This is a genomic window from Pseudomonas sp. D1-1, from assembly GCF_051132225.1.
Lineage (GTDB): Bacteria > Pseudomonadota > Gammaproteobacteria > Pseudomonadales > Pseudomonadaceae > Aquipseudomonas.
Genome location: NZ_CP071676.1, coordinates 474,264 through 500,409, shown reverse-complemented (window position 1 = coordinate 500,409; position 26,146 = coordinate 474,264). Strand labels below are relative to the sequence as shown.

At 63.4% G+C, this 26,146-nt stretch carries 24 protein-coding genes and 1 pseudogene; 21 read left to right on the top strand and 4 right to left on the bottom strand.

All coding sequences use genetic code 11. The features are described from left to right. Positions 1 to 177: 177 nt before the first annotated feature. Positions 178 to 480, bottom strand: a complete 303-nt coding sequence (locus J3P86_RS02185; protein WP_434626425.1) for a cell division protein ZapA — start codon at positions 478 to 480, stop codon at positions 178 to 180. Further along, a complete protein-coding gene (locus tag J3P86_RS02180) occupies positions 477 to 707 on the bottom strand; it encodes a hypothetical protein (RefSeq protein ID WP_305497293.1) in 231 nt (76 codons plus the stop codon). Before J3P86_RS02180 ends, J3P86_RS02185 begins: the two co-directional genes overlap by 4 nt. 257 nt (positions 708 to 964) lie before the next feature. Here J3P86_RS02180 and J3P86_RS02175 point away from each other — a divergent pair. The 5 genes and pseudogenes from J3P86_RS02175 to selO all read left to right on the top strand — a co-directional run. Continuing rightward, a pseudogene (locus J3P86_RS02175) lies at positions 965 to 1,687 on the top strand (MCP four helix bundle domain-containing protein); the annotation flags it as partial. A 30-nt stretch (positions 1,688 to 1,717) separates the two neighbouring features. Beyond that, positions 1,718 to 2,590, top strand: a complete 873-nt coding sequence (locus J3P86_RS02170) for a methyl-accepting chemotaxis protein (protein ID WP_434604974.1) — start codon at positions 1,718 to 1,720, stop codon at positions 2,588 to 2,590. Between the two features lie 283 nt (positions 2,591 to 2,873). After that, entirely contained in the window at positions 2,874 to 4,616 is a 1,743-nt protein-coding gene (locus J3P86_RS02165) for a potassium/proton antiporter (protein ID WP_434673379.1), read from the top strand. A 34-nt stretch (positions 4,617 to 4,650) separates the two neighbouring features. Then, positions 4,651 to 8,013 carry a mechanosensitive channel MscK gene (gene mscK / locus J3P86_RS02160; RefSeq protein WP_434699332.1) on the top strand — a complete coding sequence of 1,121 codons (3,363 nt, stop codon included), beginning with the start codon at positions 4,651 to 4,653 and terminating at the stop codon, positions 8,011 to 8,013. A gap of 37 nt (positions 8,014 to 8,050) precedes the next feature. Further along, the gene (gene selO / locus J3P86_RS02155; RefSeq protein ID WP_434626428.1) at positions 8,051 to 9,514 is read left to right on the top strand and encodes a protein adenylyltransferase SelO; all 1,464 of its coding nucleotides are present in this window, start codon (positions 8,051 to 8,053) and stop codon (positions 9,512 to 9,514) included. A gap of 297 nt (positions 9,515 to 9,811) precedes the next feature. On the opposite strand, the gene J3P86_RS02150 is transcribed toward selO, so the two are convergent. Beyond that, entirely contained in the window at positions 9,812 to 10,081 is a 270-nt protein-coding gene (locus J3P86_RS02150) for a hypothetical protein (RefSeq protein ID WP_434699331.1), read from the bottom strand. Positions 10,082 to 10,366: 285 nt separating this feature from the next. Between J3P86_RS02150 and ycaC the strand changes: the two genes are divergently transcribed. Both ycaC and trxC read left to right on the top strand, forming a co-directional pair. Then, positions 10,367 to 10,993 carry an isochorismate family cysteine hydrolase YcaC gene (ycaC, locus tag J3P86_RS02145; RefSeq protein ID WP_018603387.1) on the top strand — a complete coding sequence of 209 codons (627 nt, stop codon included), beginning with the start codon at positions 10,367 to 10,369 and terminating at the stop codon, positions 10,991 to 10,993. Positions 10,994 to 11,164: 171 nt separating this feature from the next. Next, a complete protein-coding gene (gene trxC / locus J3P86_RS02140) occupies positions 11,165 to 11,587 on the top strand; it encodes a thioredoxin TrxC (protein WP_434602606.1) in 423 nt (140 codons plus the stop codon). 118 nt (positions 11,588 to 11,705) lie between these two features. Here trxC and J3P86_RS02135 read toward each other — a convergent pair whose 3' ends face one another. Then, entirely contained in the window at positions 11,706 to 12,479 is a 774-nt protein-coding gene (locus J3P86_RS02135) for a ParA family protein (protein WP_305497306.1), read from the bottom strand. A gap of 358 nt (positions 12,480 to 12,837) precedes the next feature. On the opposite strand from J3P86_RS02135, the gene J3P86_RS02130 reads away from it, so the two are divergent. The 14 genes from J3P86_RS02130 to J3P86_RS02065 all read left to right on the top strand — a co-directional run bounded on the left by J3P86_RS02130 (position 12,838) and on the right by J3P86_RS02065 (position 26,140). Continuing rightward, the gene (locus tag J3P86_RS02130; RefSeq protein WP_434699330.1) at positions 12,838 to 13,557 is read left to right on the top strand and encodes a beta-ketoacyl synthase chain length factor; all 720 of its coding nucleotides are present in this window, start codon (positions 12,838 to 12,840) and stop codon (positions 13,555 to 13,557) included. Further along, entirely contained in the window at positions 13,533 to 14,342 is an 810-nt protein-coding gene (locus J3P86_RS02125) for a lysophospholipid acyltransferase family protein (protein ID WP_434570102.1), read from the top strand. Before J3P86_RS02130 ends, J3P86_RS02125 begins: the two co-directional genes overlap by 25 nt. Next, positions 14,323 to 14,580, top strand: a complete 258-nt coding sequence (locus tag J3P86_RS02120) for a phosphopantetheine-binding protein (RefSeq protein ID WP_434570104.1) — start codon at positions 14,323 to 14,325, stop codon at positions 14,578 to 14,580. The genes J3P86_RS02125 and J3P86_RS02120 overlap by 20 nt, the downstream gene beginning before the upstream one ends. Before the next feature lie 9 nt (positions 14,581 to 14,589). After that, positions 14,590 to 14,844 carry an acyl carrier protein gene (locus J3P86_RS02115; RefSeq protein WP_434626430.1) on the top strand — a complete coding sequence of 85 codons (255 nt, stop codon included), beginning with the start codon at positions 14,590 to 14,592 and terminating at the stop codon, positions 14,842 to 14,844. Then, entirely contained in the window at positions 14,841 to 15,386 is a 546-nt protein-coding gene (locus J3P86_RS02110) for a hypothetical protein (protein WP_434696083.1), read from the top strand. Before J3P86_RS02115 ends, J3P86_RS02110 begins: the two co-directional genes overlap by 4 nt. Continuing rightward, a complete protein-coding gene (locus J3P86_RS02105; protein WP_434699329.1) occupies positions 15,383 to 17,065 on the top strand; it encodes an AMP-binding protein in 1,683 nt (560 codons plus the stop codon). Before J3P86_RS02110 ends, J3P86_RS02105 begins: the two co-directional genes overlap by 4 nt. Positions 17,066 to 17,226: 161 nt before the next feature. Beyond that, positions 17,227 to 17,961 (top strand): glycosyltransferase family 2 protein, encoded by a 735-nt coding sequence (locus J3P86_RS02100; RefSeq protein WP_434699328.1) that lies wholly within the window; start codon positions 17,227 to 17,229, stop codon positions 17,959 to 17,961. Next, positions 17,958 to 18,896 carry a glycosyl transferase gene (locus tag J3P86_RS02095; protein ID WP_434626434.1) on the top strand — a complete coding sequence of 313 codons (939 nt, stop codon included), beginning with the start codon at positions 17,958 to 17,960 and terminating at the stop codon, positions 18,894 to 18,896. The genes J3P86_RS02100 and J3P86_RS02095 overlap by 4 nt, the downstream gene beginning before the upstream one ends. Next, positions 18,877 to 20,421 carry an HAL/PAL/TAL family ammonia-lyase gene (locus J3P86_RS02090; protein ID WP_434626436.1) on the top strand — a complete coding sequence of 515 codons (1,545 nt, stop codon included), beginning with the start codon at positions 18,877 to 18,879 and terminating at the stop codon, positions 20,419 to 20,421. Before J3P86_RS02095 ends, J3P86_RS02090 begins: the two co-directional genes overlap by 20 nt. Further along, positions 20,414 to 20,839, top strand: coding sequence for an acyl-CoA thioesterase (locus J3P86_RS02085; protein WP_434626437.1), 426 nt, complete (start codon positions 20,414 to 20,416; stop codon positions 20,837 to 20,839). Before J3P86_RS02090 ends, J3P86_RS02085 begins: the two co-directional genes overlap by 8 nt. Next, positions 20,836 to 21,429: an outer membrane lipoprotein carrier protein LolA gene (locus tag J3P86_RS02080; RefSeq protein WP_434626438.1), complete on the top strand. Its 594-nt coding sequence runs from the start codon at positions 20,836 to 20,838 to the stop codon at positions 21,427 to 21,429. The genes J3P86_RS02085 and J3P86_RS02080 overlap by 4 nt, the downstream gene beginning before the upstream one ends. Continuing rightward, positions 21,413 to 23,752, top strand: coding sequence for an MMPL family transporter (locus tag J3P86_RS02075; protein ID WP_434626439.1), 2,340 nt, complete (start codon positions 21,413 to 21,415; stop codon positions 23,750 to 23,752). The genes J3P86_RS02080 and J3P86_RS02075 overlap by 17 nt, the downstream gene beginning before the upstream one ends. After that, complete coding sequence (locus tag J3P86_RS02070) at positions 23,749 to 24,906, top strand: sodium:proton antiporter (RefSeq protein WP_434696089.1); 1,158 nt, start codon at positions 23,749 to 23,751, stop codon at positions 24,904 to 24,906. Before J3P86_RS02075 ends, J3P86_RS02070 begins: the two co-directional genes overlap by 4 nt. Beyond that, entirely contained in the window at positions 24,893 to 26,140 is a 1,248-nt protein-coding gene (locus tag J3P86_RS02065; RefSeq protein WP_434699327.1) for an NAD(P)/FAD-dependent oxidoreductase, read from the top strand. The genes J3P86_RS02070 and J3P86_RS02065 overlap by 14 nt, the downstream gene beginning before the upstream one ends. Positions 26,141 to 26,146: the final 6 nt, after the last annotated feature.

The following is a 26,146-nucleotide window of genomic DNA, read 5'->3' as shown; positions in this document are numbered from 1 at the left end:
GCTCGCTCCTACAGGGGCTCAAGTGTGAACACAACATCTGCGTTCACCATAGATCTACTGTGGGAGCGAGCCTGCTCGCGAAAGCGGTCTGTCAGTTAAAGCTGAATCGGCTGATCCGACGCTTTCGCGAGCAGGCTCGCTCCCACACAGGCACCACAGCCAACATTCGCTAAAGGTTCAAGCCTGCTGGATCGTCTTGGAAATAACCTCGACCGTGGCGCTGACCTGCTCCTCGTAGCGGTCGAGCTCCGCGCGGTGCTGCTTTTGCATTTCAATCTGTTGCGAACACAGGTTCATGGCCGCCAGCACCAGCAGCCGGTCGCCGATCAACGTCGGGAATTTACGCTTGGTATCGGCCAGGGCCGCCTTGAGCATCGAAGCGGCGTCCAGCAGCGCCTGCTCCTGCCCGGCAGGCGCCTTGATCGAGTATTCCTCTCCGAGAATCGAGACGACCGTCACCCCATCGGCACCCTGCTTCATGCGCCGACCGTTGCGGTGCTGGCGCGCTCGATCAGGGCCTGGATCCGTGCGGCGGTGGTGCCGTGCAATTCTTCCTGTTCCATCAGGTTCAGCTGAAGGCTTTCGTTTTCATCCTTGGCCTTGGCCAGTTCGGCGCTCAGGCTTTCATTCAGGCCGGTCAGGTGGCGGTTCTGTTGCACCAGGTCGTTGACCAGTTGCTCCAGCTGGCTGAGGGATGTTTCCAACATATTGAATTCCAGGCTTTTCAAGGGGGCGCGTACGATAAAGAAAAGTCACCGTCGGCGCCACGACTCAGAAGGCAGCGGTATCCCGCTCGCGAGCTGTAAAGACTGTGATCGGGAAATCTGGTTCCGACCCTTCGTCGCGCCAACCCCGATGGCGTGCGACAAAAGCACGCAGCGCCCTCAAGACTTCAGTTGCCAGACCGATAAGTCAGGAAACCAGTCACAGCCCCGCACGGACGCGCTTTTTCACGGTAACTTCCATGTCCCTACGTAATATGAACATCGCGCCGCGGGCGTTCCTGGGGTTTGCCCTGATCGGCGCCCTGATGCTGGCCCTGGGCGTATTTGCCTTGAGCCAGATGAGCAAGATCCGCGTCTCGGGCGAAACCATCGTCCAGAACAGCGTCCCGAGCATCAAGGCCCTCGACGAGTTCACCCAGCTCACCCTGCGCCTTCGCGTCCTGTCCTATCGCCTGCTGACCAACCGTGAACCGGACGTCCAGCAGAAAACCTATGAGCTGTTCGAACAACGCAATCAGCAGATCCGCGAGGCGCAGACCGCATACGAAAAGCTCATCAGCGCCCCGGATGAACGCGCCGCTTATGAGCAATACGTACAGTTGCTGAATCAGTACCGCCAGCTCGAAGAGCGGATGAAGACCCTGTCGCGCAACAACCAGCTCGATCAATTGCAAGCGCTGCTCAACACTGAATTGCTGAGCAACTCCGACGCGATCAACGCGGCGGTCACCCGTTTGATGGAAATCAACAATCGCCAAGCCGAAATGCTCAACCAGGGTGCTGCCCAACAGTACTCAACGGCTTTCACCTGGGTCGTCACCTTGCTGGTCGTCGCCACCGGCCTGACCCTGCTGTTCGCCTGGCTGTTGACCAACAGCATCACCAAGCCAATCGCCAACGCGCTGGATGCCGCCGAAGAAATTGCCAAGGGCAACCTGACCCGGCCGATCGTCGTGGATGGCAGCGACGAAGCCGGCCGCCTGTTGCGAGCAATGGCGACCATGCAGGAGAAATTGCGCGACACTCTGCAGCGGATCTCCGGCTCGGCCACCCAACTGGCCTCCGCCGCCGAAGAGCTCAACAGCGTCACCGACGAAAGTGCCCGTGGCCTGACCCAGCAGAACAACGAAATCGAGCAGGCCGCCACGGCGGTCAACGAGATGACCAGCGCCGTGGAAGAAGTCGCCCGCAACGCAGTCAGCACTTCCGAAGCGTCGAAGAACGCCACCACTTCGGCGGGTGACGGTCGTGACCTGGTGCAAGAGACCGTCAGCGCCATCGAACGCATGAGCGCCGACGTGCAGAGCACCGCGACGCTGATCGGCAACCTCGCCGATGAGTCCCGCGATATCGGCAAAGTGCTCGATGTGATCCGTGGCCTGGCCGACCAGACCAACCTGCTGGCACTGAACGCCGCCATTGAAGCGGCCCGTGCCGGTGAAGCCGGTCGTGGTTTTGCGGTGGTAGCCGATGAAGTACGCGCCCTCGCCCACCGCACCCAACAGTCGACCAGCGAGATCGAGCGCATGATCGGCAGCATCCAGAGCGGCACCGAACAGGCCGTGGACTCGATGCGCAACAGCACCGAACGCGCCGAGTCGACGCTGAACATCGCCCGCGGGGCCGGGATGTCCCTGGACACCATCAACACCGCCATCGTCGAGATCAACGAACGCAACCTGGTGATCGCCAGCGCCGCCGAGGAACAGGCTCAGGTGGCCCGCGAAGTCGACCGCAACCTGGTGAACATCCGCGACCTGTCGGTGCAATCGGCCACCGGCGCCAACCAGACCACCGCCGCCAGCGCCGAACTGTCGCGCCTGGCCGTAGACCTGAACAGCATGGTCGGGCGGTTCAGCCTCTGACCGCCTGTGGGTCGCTCACAGACTGTGCGCGACCCACGCTTTTGTGGCGAGGGAGCTTGCTCCCGCTGGGCTGCGCAGCGGCCCCGTCTTTAAAAGCGACGACTGCTTCGCAGCCGAGCGGGAGCAAGCGCCCTCGCCACGGTGTTTTCCTCTCTGAATCCGGTGCACATACGTCGATCCCAACCTTTTTTGACAGCATCACATTTCAACAGGTTAGAATCGCTGGCACGCAGACTGCATGGTCAGTTTGCGCCTGCCCCCTCAAGATTCCGGAGTACTGCCTTTGACTGCGACGACCATCAACAGCCTGTTCTTGATCGGCGCGTTGCTGGTGAGTGCGAGCATTCTGGTCAGTTCTCTTTCGTCGCGCCTGGGCATCCCGATCCTGGTGATCATCCTCGCCGTGGGCATGGTCGCCGGCGTGGACGGTGCCGGTATTCTTTTTGACAACTACGCCACGGCCTACCTGGTCGGCAACCTCGCGCTGGCGGTGATTCTGCTCGACGGCGGCTTGCGCACGCGGGTCTCAAGCTTTCGCGTGGCATTGTGGCCGGCGTTGTCGCTGGCCACCGTCGGCGTGCTGATCACCACCGGGCTGACCGGCCTGGCAGCGGCGTGGCTATTCGACCTGAACCTGATCCAGGGCCTGCTGATCGGTGCGATCGTCGGCTCCACCGACGCTGCGGCGGTGTTTTCGCTGTTGGGCGGCAAAGGCCTCAACGAACGGGTCAGCGCCACTCTGGAAATCGAGTCCGGCAGCAACGACCCGATGGCGGTGTTCCTCACCGTCACCCTGATCGGCATGCTCGCCAGCGGCGAAACCGGCCTGCAGTGGAGCCTGTTGGGGCACCTGGTGCGCGAGTTCGGTATCGGCGCCGTGATCGGCCTGGGTGGCGGCTGGCTGATGCTGCAACTGGTCAACCGCATCAACCTCGCCAACGGCCTCTACCCGATCCTGGTGATCAGCGGCGGCCTGGCCGTGTTTGCCCTGACCAACGCCCTGCATGGCAGCGGCTTCCTGGCCGTGTACCTGTGCGGACTGGCGATCGGCAACCGCCCGATACGCAGTCGCCACGGCATCCTGCATATGCTCGATGGCATGGCCTGGCTGGCGCAGATCGGCATGTTCCTGGTGTTGGGCCTGCTGGTCACGCCCCATGACCTGCTGCCGATCGCCCTCCCCGCCCTGGGCCTGGCCCTGTGGATGATCCTGTTCGCGCGCCCGCTGTCGGTCATGGTCGGGCTGCTGCCGTTCAAGGCTTTCCACGGTCGCGAGAAGGTGTTCATTTCCTGGGTCGGCCTGCGTGGCGCGGTACCGATCATCCTCGCGGTGTTCCCGCTGATGGCCGGTTTGCCTCACGCACAGCTCTATTTCAACCTGGCATTCTTTATCGTGCTGGTGTCGCTGCTGGTGCAAGGCACGAGCCTGCCGTGGGTCGCCAAGCTTCTGCACGTGACCGTCCCGCCAGAACCTCTGCCGATTTCCCGGGCAGCGCTGGAGGTTCACGTCACCAGCGAGTGGGAGCTGTTCATCTATCGCCTCGGTGCGGAAAAGTGGTGCATCGGCTCGCCGCTTCGGGATCTGAAAATGCCTGACGGAACCCGTATTGCGGCCTTGTTTCGTGGCCAGCAACTACTCCATCCGTCGGGTAGTACGGTCCTGGAAGTCGGTGATCTGCTGTGTGTAATCGGCCATGAACACGACCTGCCAGCCCTGGGAAAACTGTTCAGCCAGGCGCCGCAACGGGGCCTCGATCTGCGCTTTTTCGGCGACTTCGTACTCGAAGGAGACGCCCAGCTGGCCGCGGTCGCGGCGCTGTACGGGCTGCAACTCGACGGCATCGATCCGGACATGTCCCTGGGCCGCTTCATTGCCCAGAAAGTCGGGGGGGCTCCGGTGGTCGGCGACCAGGTGGAGTGGAACAGTACCCTATGGACGGTCGCGGCCATGGACGGGAACAAGATCGGCAAAGTGGGCGTCAGATTCCCCGAAGGAAGTCGCCCGGGCCCCGGCTTGTTCCTCTAAACTGCTCCCACTCTCACTTGCTTGACCGGTCTTTATGCCTACCCTGCGCTCCTTTTTCGCCATTGCCCTGCTCGGCCTGGGTCTTTCCATCTGCACGGTGCACGCCGCCGAACCGCCTACCAGCGCCTCGGTCCAGGCCAGCCTGGACAAGATCGCCGACCGCAAACTGCCGGAGGCCGACCAGAAAGCCTTGCAGGCCGTGTTGCAGAACACCCTGACCCAGCTCAGCAACAAGGCCGACTACGAACAGAAGCTGCAAGCCCTCAAGCAGCAACTGGCCAACGCCCCCAAGCAGAACATCGAAAACCAGCGCGAGCTGGCGCGGCTCAAGGGCACCAATGTGGTGCCGGTGGCGCAGCGCTACGCCAACCTGCCCATCCCTCAGCTCGAACAGATGCTGACGGAGCGCTCCACCCAGCAGAGCGACCTGCAAAAGGCCCTGGCCGACGCCAACAGCCTGGTGATCACCGCCCAGACCCGCCCCGAGCGCGCCCAGGCGGAAATCTCCGCCAGCCAGACCCGCATCCAGCAGATCAACACCATCCTCAAGGCCGGCCGCGACGCCGGCAAGGCCCTCAGCGCCGAACAGCGCGACCAGCTCAACGCTGAACTGGCGGCCCTCAATGCGCTGATTCCATTGCGCCGCCAGGAGCTGGCCGGCAACAGCCAACTGCAAGACCTGGGCAACAGCCAGCATGATTTGCTGTCGGAAAAGATCGACCGCATGGAGCGAGAGATCCAGGATCTGCAGAACCTGATCAACCAGAAGCGCCTGGCCCAGTCCCAGGAAACGGTGACCCAGCAATCCATCGAAGCGCAGAAGGCCGGCGGCAGCAGCCTGCTGGCGACCGAAAGTTCGGCCAACCTGAAGCTCTCCGATTACCTGCTCAAAAGCACCGATCGGCTCAACGAGGTCACCCAGCAGAACCTGCAAACCAAGCAGTTGCTCGATAGCGTCACCCAGACCGACGCCGCTCTGGATGAGCAGATCAGCGTGCTCAAGGGCAGCCTGCTGCTCTCCAAGATTCTCTACAAGCAGCGCCAGACCCTGCCACACCTGAAACTGGACCAGAACCTCGCCGACCAGATCGCCGACATCCGCCTGTACCAGTTCGAGGTCAGCCAGCAACGCGAGCTGCTGAACAATCCAAGCGCTTATGTCGACAGCCTGCTGGCGTCCCAGCCGTCGGAGCAGGTCACGCCGCAACTGCGCAAGACGCTGCTGGAGCTGGCCCTGACCCGGGTCGACCTGTTGGAACGGCTGAACCGTGAGTTGAGCGCGGTGCTCAACGAATCCATCACCTTGCAGCTCAACCAGAAGCAACTGCTCAGTACCGCCCAGAACCTGCGGGCAACGCTTGAAGAACAGATGTTCTGGATTCCCAGCAACAAACCGCTGGATTTCGAATGGATGCGTGGCGTGCCGGCCCGCCTGGAGAAGCAGGTCGACTCACTGCCCTGGGCGTCGAGCCTCAGTGAGCTGGCCGACGGCCTGACCCAGCGGCCGCTGCTGTTCCTGCCCCTGGCACTGCTGATCGGTGCGCTGCTGTGGCGACGCAAGAATCTTTATGCGCGCTTGAACAAGGTTCACCAGGATGTCGGCCACTTCAAGCGCGACAGCCAGTGGCACACGCCCCAGGCGATCCTGATCAACATCCTGCTGGCGATGCCGGTGGCTCTGGCACTGGCGCTGTGCGGCTATGCCTTGCAGATCGACGCCCGCGGGCAGAACACCAACCTCGGCGCCGCGCTGCTGCAGATCGGCCAAGCCTGGCTGGTGTTCTATACCGCCTATCGAATCCTCTCTCCCGGAGGCGTCGCCGAGCTGCATTTCCGCTGGGAAAAACCCCAGGTGGAATTCCTCCAGGCCTGGATCCGTCGACTTGGCCTGGTGGTGCTGGCCCTGGTGGCGGTGGTTGCCGTGGCGGAGTTGCAGCCGTCGGCCCTGGCCGATGACGTACTCGGCATGCCGGTGGTGTTGACCTGCTACGCCTCGATGGCCTGGCTGCTCAGCCGACTGCTGCTCAGCAGCCCGACGCACACCAACGCCTCGCTGTTTCGCAAGGCCGTCGGCGTACTGTTCACCGCGCTGCCGATCGCATTGTTCGTCGCTGTCTGCTTCGGCTACTACTACACCGCGTTGAAACTCAGCGATCGCTTGATCAATACCCTGTACCTGCTGATGTTCTGGCTGGTAATCGAAGCCACCTTCGTGCGCGGCCTGTCGGTCGCGGCCCGGCGACTGGCCTACCAGCGCGCCCTGGCCAAGCGCCAGGCGGCCAAGGAGGTCGGCGACGGTGAAACGGTGGTCGAGGAGCCGACCCTGGACATCGAGAAGGTCAACGAACAGTCCCTGCGCCTGATCCGCCTGGCCCTGCTGGGCGGTTTCATGGCCGCGCTGTACTGGGTCTGGTCGGACCTGATCAGCGTGTTCTCCTACCTGGACAACATCACCCTCTACGAATACACCAGCGGCACCGGCGTGAACATGAGCATGGTGCCCATCAGCATCGGCGACATGCTTGGCGCGCTGATCATCATCGGTATCACTTTCGCCCTGGCGCGCAACCTGCCGGGCCTGCTGGAAGTGTTCGTGCTGTCGAAGCTGAACCTGGCCCAGGGCAGCGCCTACGCCACCACCACGCTGCTGTCCTACGTCATCGCCGGCGTCGGCTTTGTCACCACGTTGTCCACACTCGGCGTGAGCTGGGACAAGCTGCAATGGCTGGTGGCCGCGCTGTCGGTGGGCCTGGGCTTCGGCATGCAGGAGATCTTCGCCAACTTCATCTCCGGCATCATGATCCTGTTCGAGCGCCCGGTGCGGATCGGCGACACCATCACCATCGGCAACCTGTCGGGCACGGTCAGCAAGATCCGCATTCGCGCGACCACCATCACCGACTTCGATCGCAAGGACATCATCGTCCCGAACAAGACCTTCATCACCGGGCAATTGATCAACTGGTCGCTGACCGACACCGTGACCCGGGTGACCCTGAAACTCGGCGTGGACTACGGATCGGACCTGGATCGGGTTCGCGAGCTGCTGCTCAAGGCTGCCCGCGACAACCCGCGCGTGCTGAAAGAGCCGGAGCCGATCGTGTACTTCCTGAACTTCGGTGAAAGCACCCTGGACCACGAGTTGCGCATGCATGTGCGCGACCTCGGCGACCGCAACCCGGTGCTGGACGAGATCAACCGGTTCATCAACCGGGAATTCAAGAAGGAACATATCAACATCTCGTTCCGTCAGATGGAGATCTACCTGAAGAACCTGCAAGGCCAGGAATACAAGCTGGTGCCCGCCGAGCCCGACCACAAGACCCTCGGGCCCGTGCCCTCGGCCGTAGCCAGCATCAAGCCCATTCCGGAGCCACCGCAACAGACACTCGACTGATCGCGGGATGCCTGCGGGCGCCCCGTCGGAGATGGCCATGAAAACACTGGAAACGCTGACTTTCGATAACCGCTTCGCCCGCCTGGGCGACGGTTTCTCGGCCCACGTGCTGCCGGAGCCCATCGACAATCCGCGCCTGGTGGTTGCCAGCCCGGCCGCGATGGCGCTGCTTGACCTGGATCCGGCCGAAGCACAGACGCCACTGTTTGCCGAAATTTTCGGCGGCCACAAACTCTGGGCCGAAACCGAGCCTCGGGCCATGGTGTATTCCGGGCATCAGTTCGGCCACTACAACCCGCAATTGGGCGATGGCCGCGGGTTGCTGCTGGGCGAGGTGTACAACGAGGCCGGCGAGCATTGGGACCTGCACCTCAAGGGCGCCGGCCAGACACCGTTTTCGCGGATGGGCGATGGCCGGGCGGTACTGCGCTCCTCGATCCGCGAATTCCTCGCCTCCGAAGCCCTGCATGCGTTGGGCATCCCGACCACGCGCGCGCTGTGTGTGATCGGCTCCGACACCCCGGTATGGCGCGAAAAGCAAGAGCGCGCCGCCATGGTGCTGCGCCTGGCGCCGAGTCATGTGCGCTTCGGGCATTTCGAATACTTCTACTACACCAAGAAACCGGAGTTGCACGCAGCCCTGGCCGAGCACGTGCTGAACCTGCATTTCCCTGAGTGCCGGGAGCAACCGGAACCGTACCTGGCGATGTATCGGGAGATTGTCGAACGCAACGCCGAGTTGATTGCCAAATGGCAGGCCTACGGCTTCTGTCACGGGGTGATGAATACCGACAACATGTCGATATTGGGTATCACCTTCGACTTCGGCCCTTTCGCCTTCCTCGACGACTTCGACGCCAACTTCATCTGCAACCACTCCGACGACCAGGGCCGCTATTCATTCAGCAACCAGGTGCCCATCGGCCAGTGGAACCTCAGCGCCCTCGCCCAGGCCCTGACCCCCTTCATCAGCGTCGACGCCCTGCGCGAGACCCTGGGTCTGTATCTGCCGCTGTACCAGGCCCATTACCTGGACCTGATGCGTCGCCGCCTCGGCCTGACCCGCGCCGAGGACGATGACCAGAAACTGGTGGAGCGCCTGCTGCAACTGATGCAGAACAGCGGCGTCGACTACAGCCTGTTTTTCCGTCGCCTGGGCGAACAGGCGCCCGAACAGGCCGTCGCCCGCTTGCGCGATGACTTTGTCGATCTCAAGGGTTTCGATGCCTGGGGCGAGCTTTACCTCGCTCGGGTCAATCGCGAGGGCGTTGTCGATCAAGCCCAGCGCAGAGCCCGCATGCACGCGGTCAATCCGTTGTATGTATTGCGCAACTACCTGGCGCAGAAAGCCATCGACGCCGCCGAATCAGGCGACTACGAAGAAGTCCGCCGCCTCCACGGCGTACTGTCCCGTCCGTTCGAAGAACAACCGGGCATGGACAGCTACGCCGAAAGGCCGCCGGAATGGGGCAAGCACCTGGAGATCAGCTGCTCGTCGTAACGACCTGCCAGACACATGGCCCCCGTGGCGAGGGAGCTTGCTCCCGCTGGGCTGCGAAGCAGTCCTGAAAGACCGACGCAGTCGTCCAGGTAAACCACGACGGCTACGCCGCCGAGCGGGAGCAAGCTCCCTCGCCACGGCTTCAGATTGTCAGGGAGAGAGAGTATTCGCGAGCAGGCTCGCTCCCACATTGGGAGCGATGTGATCGCGATATAGACCACAACACCAAACTCCTGTGGGAGCGAGCCTGCTCGCGATGGCGATCTTCAATCAACCGCCCACCTCCGGGCTACCCGCTCACCCCGCCTTATCGTTCCCCTGCTCAGGCGTCTCGATGCCAGATTCCGCTTCTTCCGCCGCCGATTCCGCCGGTTTTTTTTCGTCGGGATACCCCGGCATGCCGCGGGCGTCTTCCGGGGTCAGCTCATCGCGATCATGGCGGTCATCGGTCGCATAGGCCGTGGCGGCGTTCGGGTCTTCGTCGCGGCCGGCGGTGCCAAGCACGAAGCCGTCGTCGTTGGGGTTGTCCAGCGTCTGGGGAAGGGTTGGGTCTTGAGGATTGCTCATGGGACCTCCGGGTTCGCAAAAATTACGTTGTGGTGTTTTGAGGGTCTGGCGGGCTCGGGGTGCGGCTCATCTGATGAATGGCGCAGCGCATCGTTCCTAAAATAGAACGCTAAGGCTGATTTTTGCAGTCTGGCGCGACAAAGGTGTCGGTTTTAATCTTTACCCATCGAAACGCAACACGGATTGAAGCCGGCGCTTCGGCCAGATGAATCACCGATTTACCGACATCTAGAAACCCTTACTCACGCCGAAACGTTCGGCCACCAAAACTTAGAGGACTACGCCATGACTACTTCCTACAACCGTCTCGACAAAGATAACGCCGCCGTTCTGCTGGTGGACCACCAGGCTGGCCTGCTGTCGCTGGTGCGCGACATCGACCCGGACCGTTTCAAGAACAACGTGCTGGCCCTGGCTGACCTGGCCAAGTACTTCCAACTGCCGACCATCCTCACCACCAGCTTCGAAACCGGCCCCAACGGCCCGCTGATGCCAGAACTCAAGACGCTGTTCCCGGACGCGCCTTACATTGCTCGTCCTGGCCAGATCAACGCCTGGGACAACGAAGATTTCGTCAAGGCGATCAAGGCCACCGGCAAGAAGCAATTGATCATCGCCGGTGTCGTGACTGAAGTCTGCGTAGCCTTCCCGGCCCTGTCGGCCCTGGCCGAAGGTTTCGAGGTGTTCGTAGTGACCGATGCGTCCGGTACGTTCAACGAACTGACCCGCCAATCGGCGTGGGACCGCATGTCCTCCTCGGGCGCGCAATTGATGACGTGGTTCGGCCTGGCCTGCGAACTGCACCGCGACTGGCGCAACGATGTGGAAGGTCTGGCGACCCTGTTCTCCAACCACATCCCGGACTATCGCAACCTCATGACCAGCTACAACACGCTGACCAACGCGAAGTAACGGCCACACCATTTCCCTTGTGGGAGCGAGCTTGCTCGCGATAGCGGTCTGACAGTCGATGCAGTATTGACTGAGACGCCGCCATCGCGAGCAAGCTCGCTCCCACAGGTTTTTGTGGTGGTTTCGATATAATGTTCAACCTGTACCAACGATTTTCAGGAGACCGACCCGATGCTGATCCCCTGCCCTCATTGCAACGGCCTCAATCGCATCCCCGCCGAACGCCTGGGCGACCAGCCCAAGTGCGGACGTTGCAAGGCCCAGGTGTTATTGAGCGAACCGTTCGAACTCAAGCAAGGCGACTACGCCAGCCAGATCAAGGGCGACCTGCCGCTGTTGGTGGATGTCTGGGCAGACTGGTGCGGTCCGTGCAAGTCCTTCGCGCCGGTCTTCGAACAGGCCGCCGCGCAGCTGGCGGGTAAATGCCGACTGGCCAAGCTCGACAGCGAGGCCAACCAACAACTGTCGGCCCAGCTGGGGATTCGCTCGATTCCCAGCCTGATTCTGTTCAAGGATGGCCGGGAGGTTGCCCGGCAGAGCGGGGCGTTTCCTTTGCCGCAGCTGATGAATTGGTTGCGCGGCCAGGGGATCTGACCTCAGCACCGTAGGAGCGAGCCTGCTCGCGAAAGCGGACTGTCAGGCAGCTCCAATGTTGAATGTGCCACCGATTTCGCGAGCAGGCTCGCTCCCACAGTGGATTTGTGCAAGCCAGTCAGTCGGCGTTTTCCAGCAGATTATGCAACTCCACAAACTGCTGGGTCAGCTTATGCCGCGGGTCCAGGTGGATCAGCGGCAGGCTCGCCTGGTGCGACTCACGCATGCGCACCGAACTGCTCAGGTACACCGGTAACACCGGCAGGCCTTCGGCAATCAATTCGTCGAGGATCTGCTGCGGCAGGCTGGCGCGGGCCTGGAACTGGTTGACGACGATGCCTTCGACTTCCAGGCCTTCGTTATGGTCGTCCTTCAGCTCTTCGATTTCCGCCATCAGGCCATACAGCGCCTGGCGAGAGAAGCTGTCGCAATCGAAAGGAATCAGTACCCGATCAGCCGCGATCAGCGCTGAAACCGCATAGAAGTTGAGGGCTGGCGGAGTATCCAGGTAGATCCGGTCGTAGTCCTCGTCGAGCTCTTCGAGCAGCTTGCGCAGCTTGTTGATCTTGTGTTTCGCCTCAAGCTTGGGCTGCAGATCCGTCAGCTCTGCCGTGGCGGTGATGACATGCAGGTTGTCAAACGGCGTCTCGTAGATATCGACCTTGTTCTTCTTCGAGAAGGGCCCCGACGACAGGGTCTGCTTGAAGAAGTCGGCGATCCCCATGGGAATGTCATCGCCGGTCAGGCCAGTCAGGTATTGAGTGGAGTTGGCCTGGGCATCCAGGTCCACCAACAGCGTGCGATAACCCTCGCTGGCGCTGACCGCCGCCAGATTGCAGGCGATGCTGGACTTGCCCACGCCACCTTTCTGATTGAACACCACACGCCGCATGACAAAACCTCCGTGTATCAAAGATTCCCGAGTGTAGTAGGCCAAGGCGCCGCTTCGCTACCTCGGTCATGGACGGATTACAGTGTCGGTGGCTTTTTCGGACAACCGAGCGTCAATACCCCGACCAAGTGACAGAAGCGTCCGACAGACAGCCTCGACACAACCGCAATAATGGCCATGCCCGAACCGGGGCTGACCAGCCGACGGATTTCTCTGGACAAAATGTAACCAGCATTTGCTACAAGCCAACCGCACCGGGATAATGCGCGCCACTTGGGCCGCAAGGCCATGCAGGGTTGGGCGCGGGTCAAGCCACTGAACCGTGACAAGAAAAAGCCCGCAGGGGTGGGATGAGTCTGTGATCAATTTCAACATCGCCCAATGGCGCGCATGGGCCCCTGGGCTCGAAAGCGTGGACGATTGGCAGGCATGGAGCCGACAACCGGCCGTGCCGCCCATCAGCGATGCCGCCCCTGACGTGTCCTTCCTGCCCGCCATGCAGCGCCGCCGACTCAGCCGCCTGGCGCGCATGGCGTTCAGCGTCGCCTGGCCACTGGCCGAAGGTCGGCCGGACCTGCCGTTGGTCTTTATTTCCCGTCACGGCGAAACCCCGCGCACATTTGAGATTCTCAAGGACCTGGCAGCCGATCAGCCCTTGTCGCCGACACAGTTCAGCCTGTCGGTGCATAACGCCGTCATCGGCCTGTGGTCGATCATGCGCGGCGAAACCAGCGAGATGACCGCCCTCGCCGCTACCGGCGACGGCCTGGAGCACGGCATGCTGGAGGCCGCCGCACTGTTGAACGAGGGTGCGCCGGCGGTACTGCTGGTGATCACTGAAGAGCAACCACCGCAGGTGTACGCGCCGTGGGTCAACGACGTGCCGTTTCCCTACGCGCTGGGGCTCCTGCTGACTTCGGGCGATGACTGGCAACTTGAATTATCCAGCCCGTCGGCACCGATGCCCGGCAGCGACTGGCCCCATGCCCTGGATCTGCTGCGTAAGCTGCTGGAAAACGACACCACCTGCCAACATGCCTGGAAGAATCGTCTATGGACCTGGCAACGCAACCGGTGACCGGTAAACATCGCGACGCCTACTACTGGCGCCTGCTCGCAACTGCTGCAAGCTTCGCCCTCTTCGGGCTGGGCGGGCTGTGCCTGCGATTGGTGGTGTTCCCGTTGCTCAGTGCGTTACCCGGCGATCCCACGGCCCATCGGCAACGGGCCCGCCGCACGGTTGGACGTCTGTTCTGGTTCTTCATCCGGTTCATGGCCCGTACCGGCGTGCTCACCTATCGAATCGACGGCGCGGAGAAACTCGGCCGGCCCGGGCAGATGATCATCGCCAACCACCCTTCGCTGATCGACGTGGTGTTCCTGATCGGGCTGGTGCGCGACGCCAACTGCGTGGTCAAGCAGAGTCTCTGGACCAACCCCTTCACCCGTGGCCCGCTGCGCTCGACGCAATACATCAGCAACGATGGCAGCATGGACATGCTCGATGCAGCCAGTGACGCGCTGCAAGACGGCCAGTGCCTGATCGTCTTTCCCGAAGGTACGCGCACCCAGCCAGGCCAGGCCCCGGCCTTTCATCGCGGGGCCGCGGCCATCGCCCTGCGGGGCGCGAAGATCCTCACACCCGTGACGATCAAGGTCAGCCCCACCACCCTGACCAAGGCCGAACCCTGGTACCGCATCCCCCAGCGGCGCGTGCACTTCAGTTTTCGCGTGGGGGCCGATATAGATCCACAAGCCTTCACCGCGCTTGGCCCCCCGCCGCAGGCTTCGCGCCGGCTCAACGATTTTCTGCATCACTATTACATCAAGGAGCTCGCCGAAGATGAGCGATCTGCACCGTGACATCAAACAGCTGATCATCGACGCCCTTGGCCTGGAAGACATCGCCGTCGAGGACATCGGCGACGACCAGACCCTGTTCGGCGAAGGCCTGGGCCTGGATTCGGTGGATGCCCTGGAGCTCGGCCTGGCGATTCAGAAGCAGTACGGCATCAAGATCGACGCCGACGCCAAGGACACCCGTAACCATTTCAGCAATGTGGCAAGCCTTGCGGCCTTCGTCACTGCAAAACGCCCCTGAGACCGGACCATGCAAACTCGCGACGACATTTTCAACATTCTGCGTGCTGCACTGGTCGAGCTCTTCGAGCTGGACCCCGATCACGTGACGCTGGAAGCCAACCTCTACCAGGATCTGGAAATCGACAGCATCGATGCGGTCGACCTGATCGACCACATCAAGCGCCAGACCGGCAAGAAGATTGCCGCCGAAGAATTCAAGTCGGTGCGCACCGTCAACGACGTGGTGGAGGCGGTCTATCGACTGGTCCAACCGGCCGCATGAGCCGGCTGATTGGCCTCGGCCTGCTGCTGGCGGGCCTGCTGTACCCCTTCGCGGTGTATTTCGGCATGGAGCACTTTGCTCCATGGCAGTTCGGGCTGTTATTAGGTGGCCTGTGGCTGGCCCGGGCGTTACTCGGCAAAGGCAACCCCGGCAGTCGCTGGATGGCGGCCTCGGCGATTACCTTTTGTGTATTGCTCGCGGTGTTCGACAGCCCGCTCCTGCTGCGCTGGTATCCGGTGCTGATCAGCGCGTTCATGCTCGGGCTGTTCACCCTGAGCCTGAAATATGGCCCGCCGATGGTTGAACGCCTGGCCCGCCTGCGGGAACCGCAATTGCCGGCCAGGGCGGTGATCTATACCCGCCAGGTGACAGTGGCCTGGAGTGTGTTTTTCCTGTGTAACGGTGTGCTCGCTGCGGTCCTGACGCTTTGGGCGCCGCTGAGCTGGTGGATGTTGTACACCGGCCTGATTTCCTACGGACTGATGGGCCTGATGTTTGCCATTGAATGGCTCATACGACAACGGGTAAGAGGCCGCCCATGAATTGGATAACACTTGAGCAGATGCTGCTCAAGGCCCAGCCGGACCGTGTTGTTGCAGTCGCCCCGGCATTAAACCACTCGCAACTGCGCGACGACGCGCTCTGCCTGGCCGCTAGCCTGCAAGCCCGGGACATCCGGCGCGTGGCCGTGCATTTCGAAGATGCCGCCGACCTCGCGGTGGCCCTGCTCGGCGCCTGGCGCGCCGGGGCGCAGGTGCTGCTGCCCGCCGACCTGCAAGCGCAAACCCGCCAGCGCTGGTCGGCCGACGTCGACTTGTGGCTGACCGACCTGCCCGTAGACGCCCGGCCCGACGAGATCCGCCAGGCGCCGCTGGAGGCTGCCGAACTGGACCTCGATCAGTGCTGGTTGACCCTGTGCACCTCCGGCTCCAGTGGCGAGCCCAAGCGCATCGAGAAAACCCTGCGCCAGCTGAGCAATGAAGTCCAGGCGCTGGAGCAATTGTGGGGCGCCGACCTCGGTCCGCAGGCCTGCATGATCGGCAGCGTCGCCACCCAGCATATCTACGGTCTGCTGTTCCGGGTGCTGTGGCCGTTATGCGCCGGACGCACCTTTGTGCGCCGGCAGTTGGCTTTCCCGGAAGACCTTCAGCGCGCCAGTCGCGAGCATCCGGCATTTGCCTGGGTCGCCAGCCCGGCGCTGCTCAAGCGCATGGGCGACAATCTCGATTGGCCGGCCTTGAGCAGCGTACGTCGGGTGTTCTCCTCCGGCGGCGCACTGCCGGCCGAAGCAGCCCGCAGCCTTCAGCAACGCCTGGGACAATGGCCAACGGAAGTGTTCGGCAGCTCGGAAACCGGCGGTATCGCCTGGCGTCAGGGCGGCGACCTCTGGCAACCCTTTGCCGGCGTCGAACTGGGCCAGGACAGTGACGGCGCCCTGCTGATTGCTTCGCCTTATCTCCCAAGCGGCCATGTCGAGCACAGCGCCGACGCGGCGCGTATCACCGAGGACGGGCGCTTCGAATTGCTCGGCCGCCTGGATCGCATCGTCAAGCTTGAAGAAAAACGTATCTCGTTGCCAATGCTGGAGCAGGCGCTGACGGCCCACGACTGGGTCAGCGAAGCACGGCTGGGGGTGGTCCAGGAAAATCGTGCTTCTCTCGGCGCACTGCTGGTGCTCAGCGAAACCGGCCTGCATGCCTTGCGCAACCTGGGCCGACGAGCCATGACCGAGGCCCTGCGCCAGCACCTGAGCGGACATTGCGAAACCCTGGCCCTGCCGCGACGCTGGCGCTGGCTGCGGCAACTGCCGTTCAACGGCCAGGGCAAACTGGCCCAGGCCGAGGTCGAAGCTTTGCTGATGGCGCCACGTCCGAAGGCGCCTGAAGTGCTCGACCAAGGCGAGACCGACGGCGAATGGAACCTGCGTCTGGCCGTGCCGCCAGACTTGGCGTACTTCAGCGGTCACTTCCCCACCGCGCCGGTCCTGCCCGGCGTGGTGCAGGTGGACTGGGCCTTGAACCTGGGCCGCCAACTGATGGAGTTGCCGCCGCGGTTCGTCGGCATGGAAGTGCTCAAATTCCAGCAACTGGTGCGCCCCGGCGATGAAATCCAGCTACACCTGCGCTTCGATCGCGAGCGCGGCAAGTTGTATTTTACCTATCGCAATGACACCGCGGCGTGCTCCAGTGGGCGGATTGTGTTGGGGCCAACCAATGATTAATCCACATGGACGCTGCGTTCTTTTGTGGCGAGGGGATTTATCCCCGCTGGGTTGCGCAGCAACCCCAAATTCGGTGCTCCGACACAGACTCATGGCGAGCGCTTCGCACTCGAACGGGGATAAATCCCCTCGCCACAACAGCCCCTTGAAGAGCGGCGAATATGCATAACCCCTGCGCCGTCATCCCGGTCTACAACCACGAAACCGCCATCGCGACGGTGGTCCAGACGTTGCTTGGCAACGGTTTGCCCTGCGTGCTGGTGGACGATGCCAGCAGCCCGGCCTGCGCGGCTGTGCTGGAGCAACTGGCCGGGCATGAGCGGGTTCACCTGGTCCGGCTGGCAGTGAACCAGGGTAAAGGCGGCGCGGTGATGACCGGCCTGCGGGAGGCTTCGCGCCTGGGCTTCAGCCACGCCTTGCAGGTCGACGCCGATGGGCAACACGACCTTGGTGACGTGCGCACCTTCATCGAGAAATCCCGCGCCCACCCGGACGCGCTGATCTGCGGCTATCCGCTGTACGACGCCAGCGTGCCGAAGGGCCGTCTGTACGCGCGCTACCTGACTCACGTGATGGTCTGGATCAACAGCCTGTCGCTGCAGATCCGCGATTCGATGTGCGGCTTCCGGGTCTATCCGCTGGCCCCCACCCTGGCACTGATCGACTCGGCGAACATCGGCAAGCGCATGGACTTCGATTCGGACATCCTGGTGCGCCTGTCCTGGCGCAACCAGCCGATGCACTGGTTGCGCACCCGCGTGCATTACCCTTTGGACGGGGTTTCGCATTTTCGCCTGTTCCACGACAACGTGCTGATTTCACGCATGCACACTCGGTTGTTCTTCGGCATGCTGGTGCGCTTGCCGGCGATTCTCTGGCGGCGGTGGCGAGCATGAGCACAGACAAACAGCACTGGGCGGACCGCCAGGAGCGCGGCAGTTTCTGGCTGATGAAACTCACCGCGTTGGCTGCGAAGGTTCTTGGCCGAAGGCTTCTCACGCCGGTGCTGTACGGCATCGTCCTGTATTTCTTTGTTTTCGGCCGCAGCGCCCGGCAAGCGGCGTGGCAGTACCAGCAACGGCTCGCCGACTGGAGCCGTCAGCCCGAGTTGCGCCCAACGCATCGGCGAGTGTTCGGACAGTTCATGGCTTTTGCCGATTCGCTGCTGGATAAACTCGACGTCTGGAACGGCAAGCTGAGCATCGACCAGATCGAAATCGTCGACCCGGCGCTGCTGCGCAATCACCTGCGCGACAGCCGCGGGCAAATGCTGGTGGGCGCGCACCTGGGCAATCTGGAAATGTGCCGGGCCCTGGCCGAACTGGGCGAGAAGGTCACCATGAACGTGCTGGTGCACACCAAGCACGCCGAGCAGTTCAATCGTTTGCTCGGCGAGGCCGGCGCCACGCACCTGCGGTTGATCCAGGTCAGCGAGCTGGACCCGCTGATCATGTTGCAACTGAGCGAACGCCTGGAGCGCGGCGAATGGTTGGCGATCGCCGGCGACCGCGTGCCGCTGCATGGCGGGCGCAGCGTGACGGTGGATTTCATGGGGCACCCGGCCGCCTTCCCGCAAGGGCCCTGGCTGCTGGCCGGCCTGTTGAAATGCCCGGTCAACCTGCTGATGTGCCTCAAGCACGAGGGACGTTATCGCGTCACCCTCGAACCGTTCGCCGATGCCGTGGTTTGGAAACGCAACGAGCGCGAACAGGTGATCGCCCATTGGGCCGGCCTGTACGCCGGCCGCCTGGCGCAGTATTGCCTCCAGGCGCCACAACAGTGGTTCAACTTTTACCCTTTCTGGAAGACCGATGACCAAGCCCATTCCTGAGCCGGTAACTTTCGGCGAACACGCCTTGCGCATCGAAGACGTGCTGGCCCTGGCCAACCGTCAGGCGCCGACGCAATTGCAGGCGGACCCGGCGTTCCGCCAGCGCATTGCCAAGGGTGCGCAATTCCTCGACTCGTTGCTGGACAAGGAAGGCGTCATCTATGGCGTGACCACCGGCTACGGTGACTCTTGCGTGGTGGCCGTGCCGTTGCACCATGTCGAAGCCTTGCCGCGGCACTTGTACACCTTCCACGGCTGCGGGCTGGGCAAGCTCCTCGATGCCCAGGCTACCCGCGCCGTGCTGGCCGCGCGGTTGCAGTCGCTGTGCCACGGCGTGTCAGGGGTGCGAGTGGAGCTGCTGGAACGGCTCCAGGCCTTCCTCGAACACGACATCCTGCCGTTGATTCCGGAAGAAGGCTCGGTGGGCGCCAGTGGCGACCTGACGCCGCTGTCCTACGTCGCCGCCACGCTGTCTGGTGAACGGGAGGTCATGTTCCGTGGCGAGCGCCGGCTGGCCGCCGACGTGCACCGCGAACTGGGCTGGACGCCGCTGGTGCTGCGACCCAAGGAAGCCCTGGCGCTGATGAACGGCACCGCAGTGATGACCGGCCTGGCCTGCCTGGCCTTCGCCCGCGCCGATTACCTGTTGCAACTGGCGACCCGGATCACCGCGCTGAATGTCGTCGCCCTGCAAGGCAACCCGGAGCACTTCGACGAGCGCCTGTTCGCCGCCAAGCCACACCCGGGCCAGATGCAGGTCGCCGCGTGGCTGCGCAAGGACCTGGCCATCGACGCGCCGACCGCGCCGCTGCATCGCCTGCAGGATCGCTACTCCCTGCGCTGCGCCCCTCACGTACTAGGGGTGTTGGCGGACAGCCTGGGCTGGCTGCGTTCGTTCATCGAAACCGAGCTCAACAGCGCCAACGACAACCCGATCATCGACGCCGAAGCCGAGCGTGTGCTGCATGGCGGGCATTTCTACGGCGGGCACATCGCCTTTGCCATGGACAGTCTGAAAAACCTGGTGGCCAACGTCGCCGACCTGCTCGACCGCCAGCTCGCACTGTTGGTGGACGAGCGCTACAACCATGGCCTGCCGAGCAACCTGTCCGGCGCCAGCGCCGAGCGGGCGATGCTCAACCATGGCTTCAAGGCCGTGCAGATCGGCACCAGCGCCTGGACCGCCGAAGCCTTGAAGAACACCATGCCTGCCAGCGTGTTCTCGCGCTCCACCGAATGCCACAACCAGGACAAGGTCAGCATGGGCACCATCGCCGCCCGGGACGCGATCCGTGTGCTGGAGCTGACCGAACAGGTGGCCGCCGCGACCTTGCTGGCGGCCAACCAAGGCGTGTGGCTGCGCAGCCGTGTCGACGACGCGCGACCATTGCCGCCAGCGCTGGCCGCCATGCACCGGCAACTGTCCGAAGACTTCCCGCCGGTGATCGAAGATCGCGCCCTGGAAGGCGAATTGCGCCTGTGCCTGCAACGCATCGCCGAGCAACACTGGAGGCTGCATGCGTAGCCAGGGCGCTCTGCACGTTGACACCCGGATCGTGGTGCCGTTTTTCGACGTCGACTCCATGAACGTGGTCTGGCACGGCCACTACGTCAAATATCTCGAAGTGGCCCGCTGCGCCTTGCTCGACCTGATCGGCCACAACTACAACGACATGCTCGAATCCGGCCATGCCTGGCCGATCATTGACTTGCAGTTACGCTATGTGCGCAGCGCCGTGTTCGGCCAGGCCCTGACCGTGCGCGCCAGCCTGGTGGAGTGGGAAAACCGGCTGAAGATCAATTACCTGATCAGCGACGCCGCCACCGGCGAACGCCTGACCCGGGCGAGTTCGGTGCAGGTGGCCGTGGACATGGCCAGCCGTGAAATGCTGCTGGCCTCGCCTCGGGTATTTGTCGAAGCCGTCGAGAGGAAACTGTCATGAAACGCCTGTTCATCTGGCTGCTGCTGTGTGGCTTGGCGCCGCTGGCCCAGGCGTTCGACCTGCAGCAATTGAGCGAGCAACTGGCCCGCCCGGAGGTGATCCACGGCCAGTTCATCCAGGAAAAACATCTGCGCGCCCTGCCCCAGCCGCTGATCAGCAAGGGCCGTTTCGTGCTGGCGAAAAACCACGGCCTGCTGTGGCTGCTGCAAACGCCGCTGCAACAGGACTACCGCATCACGGCCAAAGGTATCGCCCGGCGCGATGGCAACGCCTGGCAGATGCTGCCGAACAAGAGCGCCGGCGCCGAGCAGAACCGCCTGTTCCTGGCGGTATTGCAGGGCGACAGCAGCGGCTTGCAGCGGGATTTCGAGCTGAGCCTGTCGGGCCAGCCACAGCAGTGGAAACTCACCCTGACTCCACGCTCGGTATTGCTCAAACAAGTCTTCAAGCAGATCAATATCGACGGCGGCGAACTGGTCCAGCGCATCGAACTGCTGGAAACCCAGGGTGACAGCACCGTACTGCGGATGCAGGACGCTACCGGCGCGCAACCGTTGAGCGAAGCGGAGCAACATGACTTTGCCGAGTGAACGCAGGCTGCCGCGGCTGTTCCTGGTCCTGCTGCTGGCGGTGCTCGCACTCGCCGGTTGGCAATGGCGCAACGGTGCGCCGCTGTCGGCCAATCTCATGGAACTGGTTCCGGGCACGTCCCCGGACGCCTTGGAACTTGTCGCTGAACAGCGCATGCAGGAACCGCTCAATCGCGAGGTTCTGGTGCTGGTCGGCCACGCCGATCGCCAGCAGGCCATCGCCCTGGCGCAAGCCCTCGGCGAGCAATGGCAGGCCAGCGGGCTGTTCGACAAGGTCCAATGGACGCTCCAGGCCGACTTGCCGGCGCTTCGCTCGCAGTTGCTGGATGGCCGCTTGGCGATGCTCTCGGCAGTCGACCGGCAACAGTTGATCGAGCAGCCCCAGGCGTTTATCCAGCAGCGGGTACAGGCCCTGTTCGACCCGTTCAGCGGCTTCAGCCTGGTGCCCAGCCAGGACGACTGGCTCGGCCTGACCGGGCGCATCCAGAACAGCCAGCCACAACGCGGCGCCATACAACTGGACGTGGGCAGCGGCGCGCTGGTCGCCGAAGCCGACGGCAAGCATTGGGTAATGCTGCGGGCGCGTACCCAGGGTAACGCCTTTGACATGCACCTGCCGCTGCAAGTCGCCGATCTGCTGCAACGCAGCCGTGATCAAGCCAGCCAGGCCCAGGGCCAATTGTTGGCGGCCAGCGGCCTGTTGTATGCCGCCAGTGGCCAGCGACAGGCTTCGCGCGAGATCACCTGGGTCGGCGGCGGCGCGACGGTCGGCATCCTGGTACTGCTGTTGCTGGCGTTCCGACGCTTTGCCGTGTGGCTGGCGTTCGTGCCGGTGCTGGTCGGCATATTGTTCGGCGCGGTGGCGTGCGTGGCGCTGTTCGGGCGCATGCATGTGATGACCCTGGTCCTGGGTTCGAGCCTGATTGGCGTGGCGGTGGATTACCCGCTGCACTACCTGTCCAAAAGCTGGAGCCTCAAGCCGTGGCGCAGCTGGCCGGCCCTGCGCCTGACCCTGCCGGGCCTGAGCCTGAGCCTGGCAACCACTTGCATCGGCTATCTGGCGCTGGCCTGGACGCCCTTCCCGGCCCTGACCCAGATTGCTATCTTCTCTGCCGCCGGCCTGGTCGGTGCCTATCTGTCGGCGGTCTGCCTGTTGCCGGCCCTGCTCAAGCACGCCGACCTGCGCCCAGCGCAATGGCCGCTACGCCTCTGCCATAACCTGCTCAGGTGCCGCGAAATGTTGCTGGCGCGGGTGCGCACGCCGATTCTGCTGGCCTTGTTGCTGGCCTTCTGTGGTGGCGGACTCTGGCAACTGACCAGCAAGAACGACATCCGCCAGTGGATCGGCACGCCCCAGCACCTGACCGACGAAGCCCGCGATGTCGCGCGCATCACCGGTTTCCAGCCGACCAGCCAGTTCTTCCTGATCCGTGCCGATGATCAAGCGCAGTTGCTCGAACGCCAGACCGCCCTCAACGAGCGGCTCGACCAGTTGATCGGCCTGGAAAAACTCCAGGGCTACCTGTCCCTCAATCAACTGGTCAGCCCACCCGCCGAACAGGAAAAACTCCGCGCGGCCCTGGCGCGGTTGCCGGCGTTCTGGCAACCGCTGCTGGACCTGGGCGTGCCGCTCGCCGCGCTGCAAGCGGAGTTGAAGCAGTTGCAGGCCTTGCCAACCGCCGACATCGATGCCGCATTGAGCGGGCCGCTGGCCGAACCCTACCGCATGCTCTGGCTCGGCCCGACAGGCCAAGGCGTGGCGGCGGTGGTCAGCCTGCAAGGCTTGAACGATGCCGCGTTGCTCCGCGTGCAGGCGGTGGATCTGCCCGGCGTGCAATTAGTGGATCGCCTCGGCGACCTCAACCGCGTCTTCGCCGCCACGCAGGTCAGCGCCGCCGAACTCAAGCTGGCGTCCTGCGTGCTGATCGTGCTGGTGCTGATCTGGCCGTTCGGCGTCGGCGGGGCCCTACGCGTCGTCGCCCTGCCGCTCCTGGCCGCGCTGTGCAGCCTGGCGAGCCTCGGCTGGCTGGGGCAACCGTTGACGCTGTTCAGTCTGTTCGGCCTGTTGCTGGTGACGGCCATCGGGGTCGACTACGCCATCCTCATGCGTGAACAGATCGGTGGGGCCGCCGTGAGCCTGCTGGGCACGCTGCTGGCGGCGACCACCACCTGGCTGTCGTTCGGCCTGCTGGCGTTGTCCAGCACGCCGGCCGTGAGCAATTTCGGCCTCGCGGTGAGCCTGGGGCTGGCGTTCAGCTTCTTGCTGGCGCCGTGGGCCGGGCAGCAGGCCCATGCGAATGCCGCTACGGAGCCGGTGCAATGATGACCCTGCTGTTCTGGTTGATGGCCCTGGCGCTGTTTGCCGTGGCGACGATTGTCGGGCGGCGCTGCGGGCTGATCCCGATTGTCAGCCAGTTGCTGCTGGCGACGTTCGGCCTGCCCTTGCTGATGTATTTCTGGATCGAACCGGGCTGGCACCTCAGCGGTGCGCAACTGGTCTCGCCGGTGTGGTTGAAGAACCTCTACAGCCTGGCGTTCGCCCTCTTGTTGGGGCATATCCTCAGCGATGTGATCGACCTGCGCCTCGACCGCCAGAGCGTGAAGATCGCCCTGCCGAGCTTTGGCGTGCCGTTTGCCTGCGGCCTGGCGACCGCGTTCTGGCTGCTGCCGCCGCAACCGTGGATCAGCTCGCTGGCGGTGGGGCTGCTGTTCGCGATCACGGCGATACCCGTGCTGTATCTGTATCTGCGCCACATCGGCTACCCGCCCGACGCGACCCGCCGCCTGGTGCAGACCGCGATCCTGATCGACCTGATCTGCTGGAGCCTGTTCGCCCTCGCCCAGGGCAGCCTGCACCTGGCCAGCCTGCTGCTGCCGCTGGCCGCCGCCGGCGTGCCGTTGCTGCTGCGACTGGCGGGCCTGCGCCAACCCTTGCTGCACAGTGGCCTGTTCTTTGTTCTGCTGGTGGTGGCCGAGCATTACCGGCTCAACGCGCTGATCACCGGTATCGGCTATCTGCTGTGCATGGCGGCGCTCAAAGTGCCGCTGGTATTGCCGCTCGGCGCGGAGTGGATGCACAGGTTGCAGACCTACCTGGCCATCCCCTTGATCCTGACGTTCGGCATTGTGCAGATCAATGTGCACAGCGCCCTGGCCAGCCTCGGCTGGGTCCAGCTGGCGGCGTTGCTGCTGTTGCCGATTGCCAGCAAACTGCTGGGCAACTGGCTGGGGCTGGGTTGGGCCGGAGCCTCGTTCGTCGGTGCCAGCCGCTTTCGGGAAAGCATCCTGCTGAATATTCGCGGCTTGAGTGAAATCGTCTTTCTCAATCTGCTGCTGCAACAGCAACTCATCAGCCCGGCGCTGTACTTCGCGCTGATGCTGATGGGGTTGTTCGCCACATTGCTGCCGGCCCTGGCCGGCTTTCACCGTATTCCCTCGATTGCCGTCCCGGCGAGGAGACCCAGTGCCAACAGTTGAAATGGAACGTCGACAGGTCGTCATCATCGGCGCAGGCCCTTCCGGCGCCATCGCCGCCGCACTGCTCAAGCGCAAGGGCCACGATGTGCTGGTCATCGAGCGCCAGCATTTCCCACGGTTCTCCATTGGCGAAAGCCTGCTGTCCCATTGCCTGGATTTCGTCGAGGAAGCCGGCATGCTCGAGGCGGTCAACGCCGCCGGGTTCCAGCGCAAGAATGGCGCGGCATTCGCCTGGGGCGAGCGCTACAGCGCCTTCGATTTCGGCGATACCTTCAGCGAAGGCAAGCCGACCACGTTCCAGGTCCAGCGCGCCGACTTCGACAAGTTGCTGGCCGATCAGGCGGCGCTGCAAGGCGTGGAAATCCGCTACGGCCAGGCCATCGCCAGCGCCGATTTCAGCCTGGGCAAACCGCAACTGGGCGTGCAGCGCGAAGACGGCAGCGAGTACCGCGTCGAGGCAGACTTCGTCCTTGACGCCAGCGGCTACGGCCGGGTCCTGCCGCGCCTGCTGGACCTTGAGGCGCCGTCGAACTTCCCGCCGCGCCAGGCGGTGTTCACCCACATCGAAGACCGCATCGACAACCCGGCATTCGATCGGGAGAAAATCCTCATCACCACGCATCCGACCCAGCGCGACGTGTGGTTCTGGACCATTCCGTTCAGCGGCGGTCGTTGCTCGGTCGGCGTGGTCGCCGCGGCGGAGCATTTCGAAGGCCGCACCGACGACCTCGATGCCTGCCTGCGCGGCTTCATCAACGAAACCCCAAGCCTGGCCAGCGTACTGGGCAATGCCGTGTGGGACACGCCGGCACGGACCATCGGCGGCTACTCGGCCAACGTCAAGACCCTGCACGGCCCTGGCTTCGCCCTGCTGGGCAACGCCGCGGAATTCCTCGACCCGGTGTTTTCTTCCGGCGTGACCATCGCCATGCGCTCGGCAAGCATGGCCGCCGGCGTGCTGCATCGCCAGCTGCAAGGTGAACAGGTGGATTGGCAGAGCGAGTTCGCCGAACCGCTCAAGCGCGGCGTCGATACCTTCCGCTGCTACGTCGAGGGCTGGTACGCCGGTACTTTCCAGGATGTGATTTTCTACAGCGAAGGCTCCGCCGACATTCGCCGGATGATCAGCGCGATCCTCGCCGGCTATGCCTGGGACCAGCGCAACCCGTTCGTCAGCGAACCCAAGCGGCGCTTGCGCATGCTTTCGGAAATCTGCGCGAGCCCGGCGCCATGAGCAAGC

Excerpts from the sequence above, each read along its gene's own strand:
- J3P86_RS02080 (WP_434626438.1), top strand. The coding sequence starts at position 20,836 with ATGAAACGCCTGTTCATCTGGCTGCTGCTGTGTGGCTTGGCGCCGCTG.
- J3P86_RS02135 (WP_305497306.1), bottom strand. The coding sequence starts at position 12,479 with ATGCGGCGTGTGGTGTTCAATCAGAAAGGTGGCGTGGGCAAGTCCAGC.
- ycaC (WP_018603387.1), top strand. The coding sequence starts at position 10,367 with ATGACTACTTCCTACAACCGTCTCGACAAAGATAACGCCGCCGTTCTG.
- J3P86_RS02110 (WP_434696083.1), top strand. The coding sequence starts at position 14,841 with ATGAGCCGGCTGATTGGCCTCGGCCTGCTGCTGGCGGGCCTGCTGTAC.
- J3P86_RS02100 (WP_434699328.1), top strand. The coding sequence starts at position 17,227 with ATGCATAACCCCTGCGCCGTCATCCCGGTCTACAACCACGAAACCGCC.
- J3P86_RS02120 (WP_434570104.1), top strand. The coding sequence starts at position 14,323 with ATGAGCGATCTGCACCGTGACATCAAACAGCTGATCATCGACGCCCTT.
- trxC (WP_434602606.1), top strand. The coding sequence starts at position 11,165 with ATGCTGATCCCCTGCCCTCATTGCAACGGCCTCAATCGCATCCCCGCC.
- J3P86_RS02125 (WP_434570102.1), top strand. The coding sequence starts at position 13,533 with ATGGACCTGGCAACGCAACCGGTGACCGGTAAACATCGCGACGCCTAC.
- J3P86_RS02115 (WP_434626430.1), top strand. The coding sequence starts at position 14,590 with ATGCAAACTCGCGACGACATTTTCAACATTCTGCGTGCTGCACTGGTC.
- J3P86_RS02170 (WP_434604974.1), top strand. The coding sequence starts at position 1,718 with ATGGCGACCATGCAGGAGAAATTGCGCGACACTCTGCAGCGGATCTCC.
- J3P86_RS02180 (WP_305497293.1), bottom strand. The coding sequence starts at position 707 with ATGTTGGAAACATCCCTCAGCCAGCTGGAGCAACTGGTCAACGACCTG.
- J3P86_RS02095 (WP_434626434.1), top strand. The coding sequence starts at position 17,958 with ATGAGCACAGACAAACAGCACTGGGCGGACCGCCAGGAGCGCGGCAGT.
- mscK (WP_434699332.1), top strand. The coding sequence starts at position 4,651 with ATGCCTACCCTGCGCTCCTTTTTCGCCATTGCCCTGCTCGGCCTGGGT.
- J3P86_RS02185 (WP_434626425.1), bottom strand. The coding sequence starts at position 480 with ATGAAGCAGGGTGCCGATGGGGTGACGGTCGTCTCGATTCTCGGAGAG.
- J3P86_RS02070 (WP_434696089.1), top strand. The coding sequence starts at position 23,749 with ATGATGACCCTGCTGTTCTGGTTGATGGCCCTGGCGCTGTTTGCCGTG.
- J3P86_RS02075 (WP_434626439.1), top strand. The coding sequence starts at position 21,413 with ATGACTTTGCCGAGTGAACGCAGGCTGCCGCGGCTGTTCCTGGTCCTG.
- J3P86_RS02090 (WP_434626436.1), top strand. The coding sequence starts at position 18,877 with ATGACCAAGCCCATTCCTGAGCCGGTAACTTTCGGCGAACACGCCTTG.
- J3P86_RS02085 (WP_434626437.1), top strand. The coding sequence starts at position 20,414 with ATGCGTAGCCAGGGCGCTCTGCACGTTGACACCCGGATCGTGGTGCCG.
- J3P86_RS02150 (WP_434699331.1), bottom strand. The coding sequence starts at position 10,081 with ATGAGCAATCCTCAAGACCCAACCCTTCCCCAGACGCTGGACAACCCC.
- J3P86_RS02105 (WP_434699329.1), top strand. The coding sequence starts at position 15,383 with ATGAATTGGATAACACTTGAGCAGATGCTGCTCAAGGCCCAGCCGGAC.
- selO (WP_434626428.1), top strand. The coding sequence starts at position 8,051 with ATGAAAACACTGGAAACGCTGACTTTCGATAACCGCTTCGCCCGCCTG.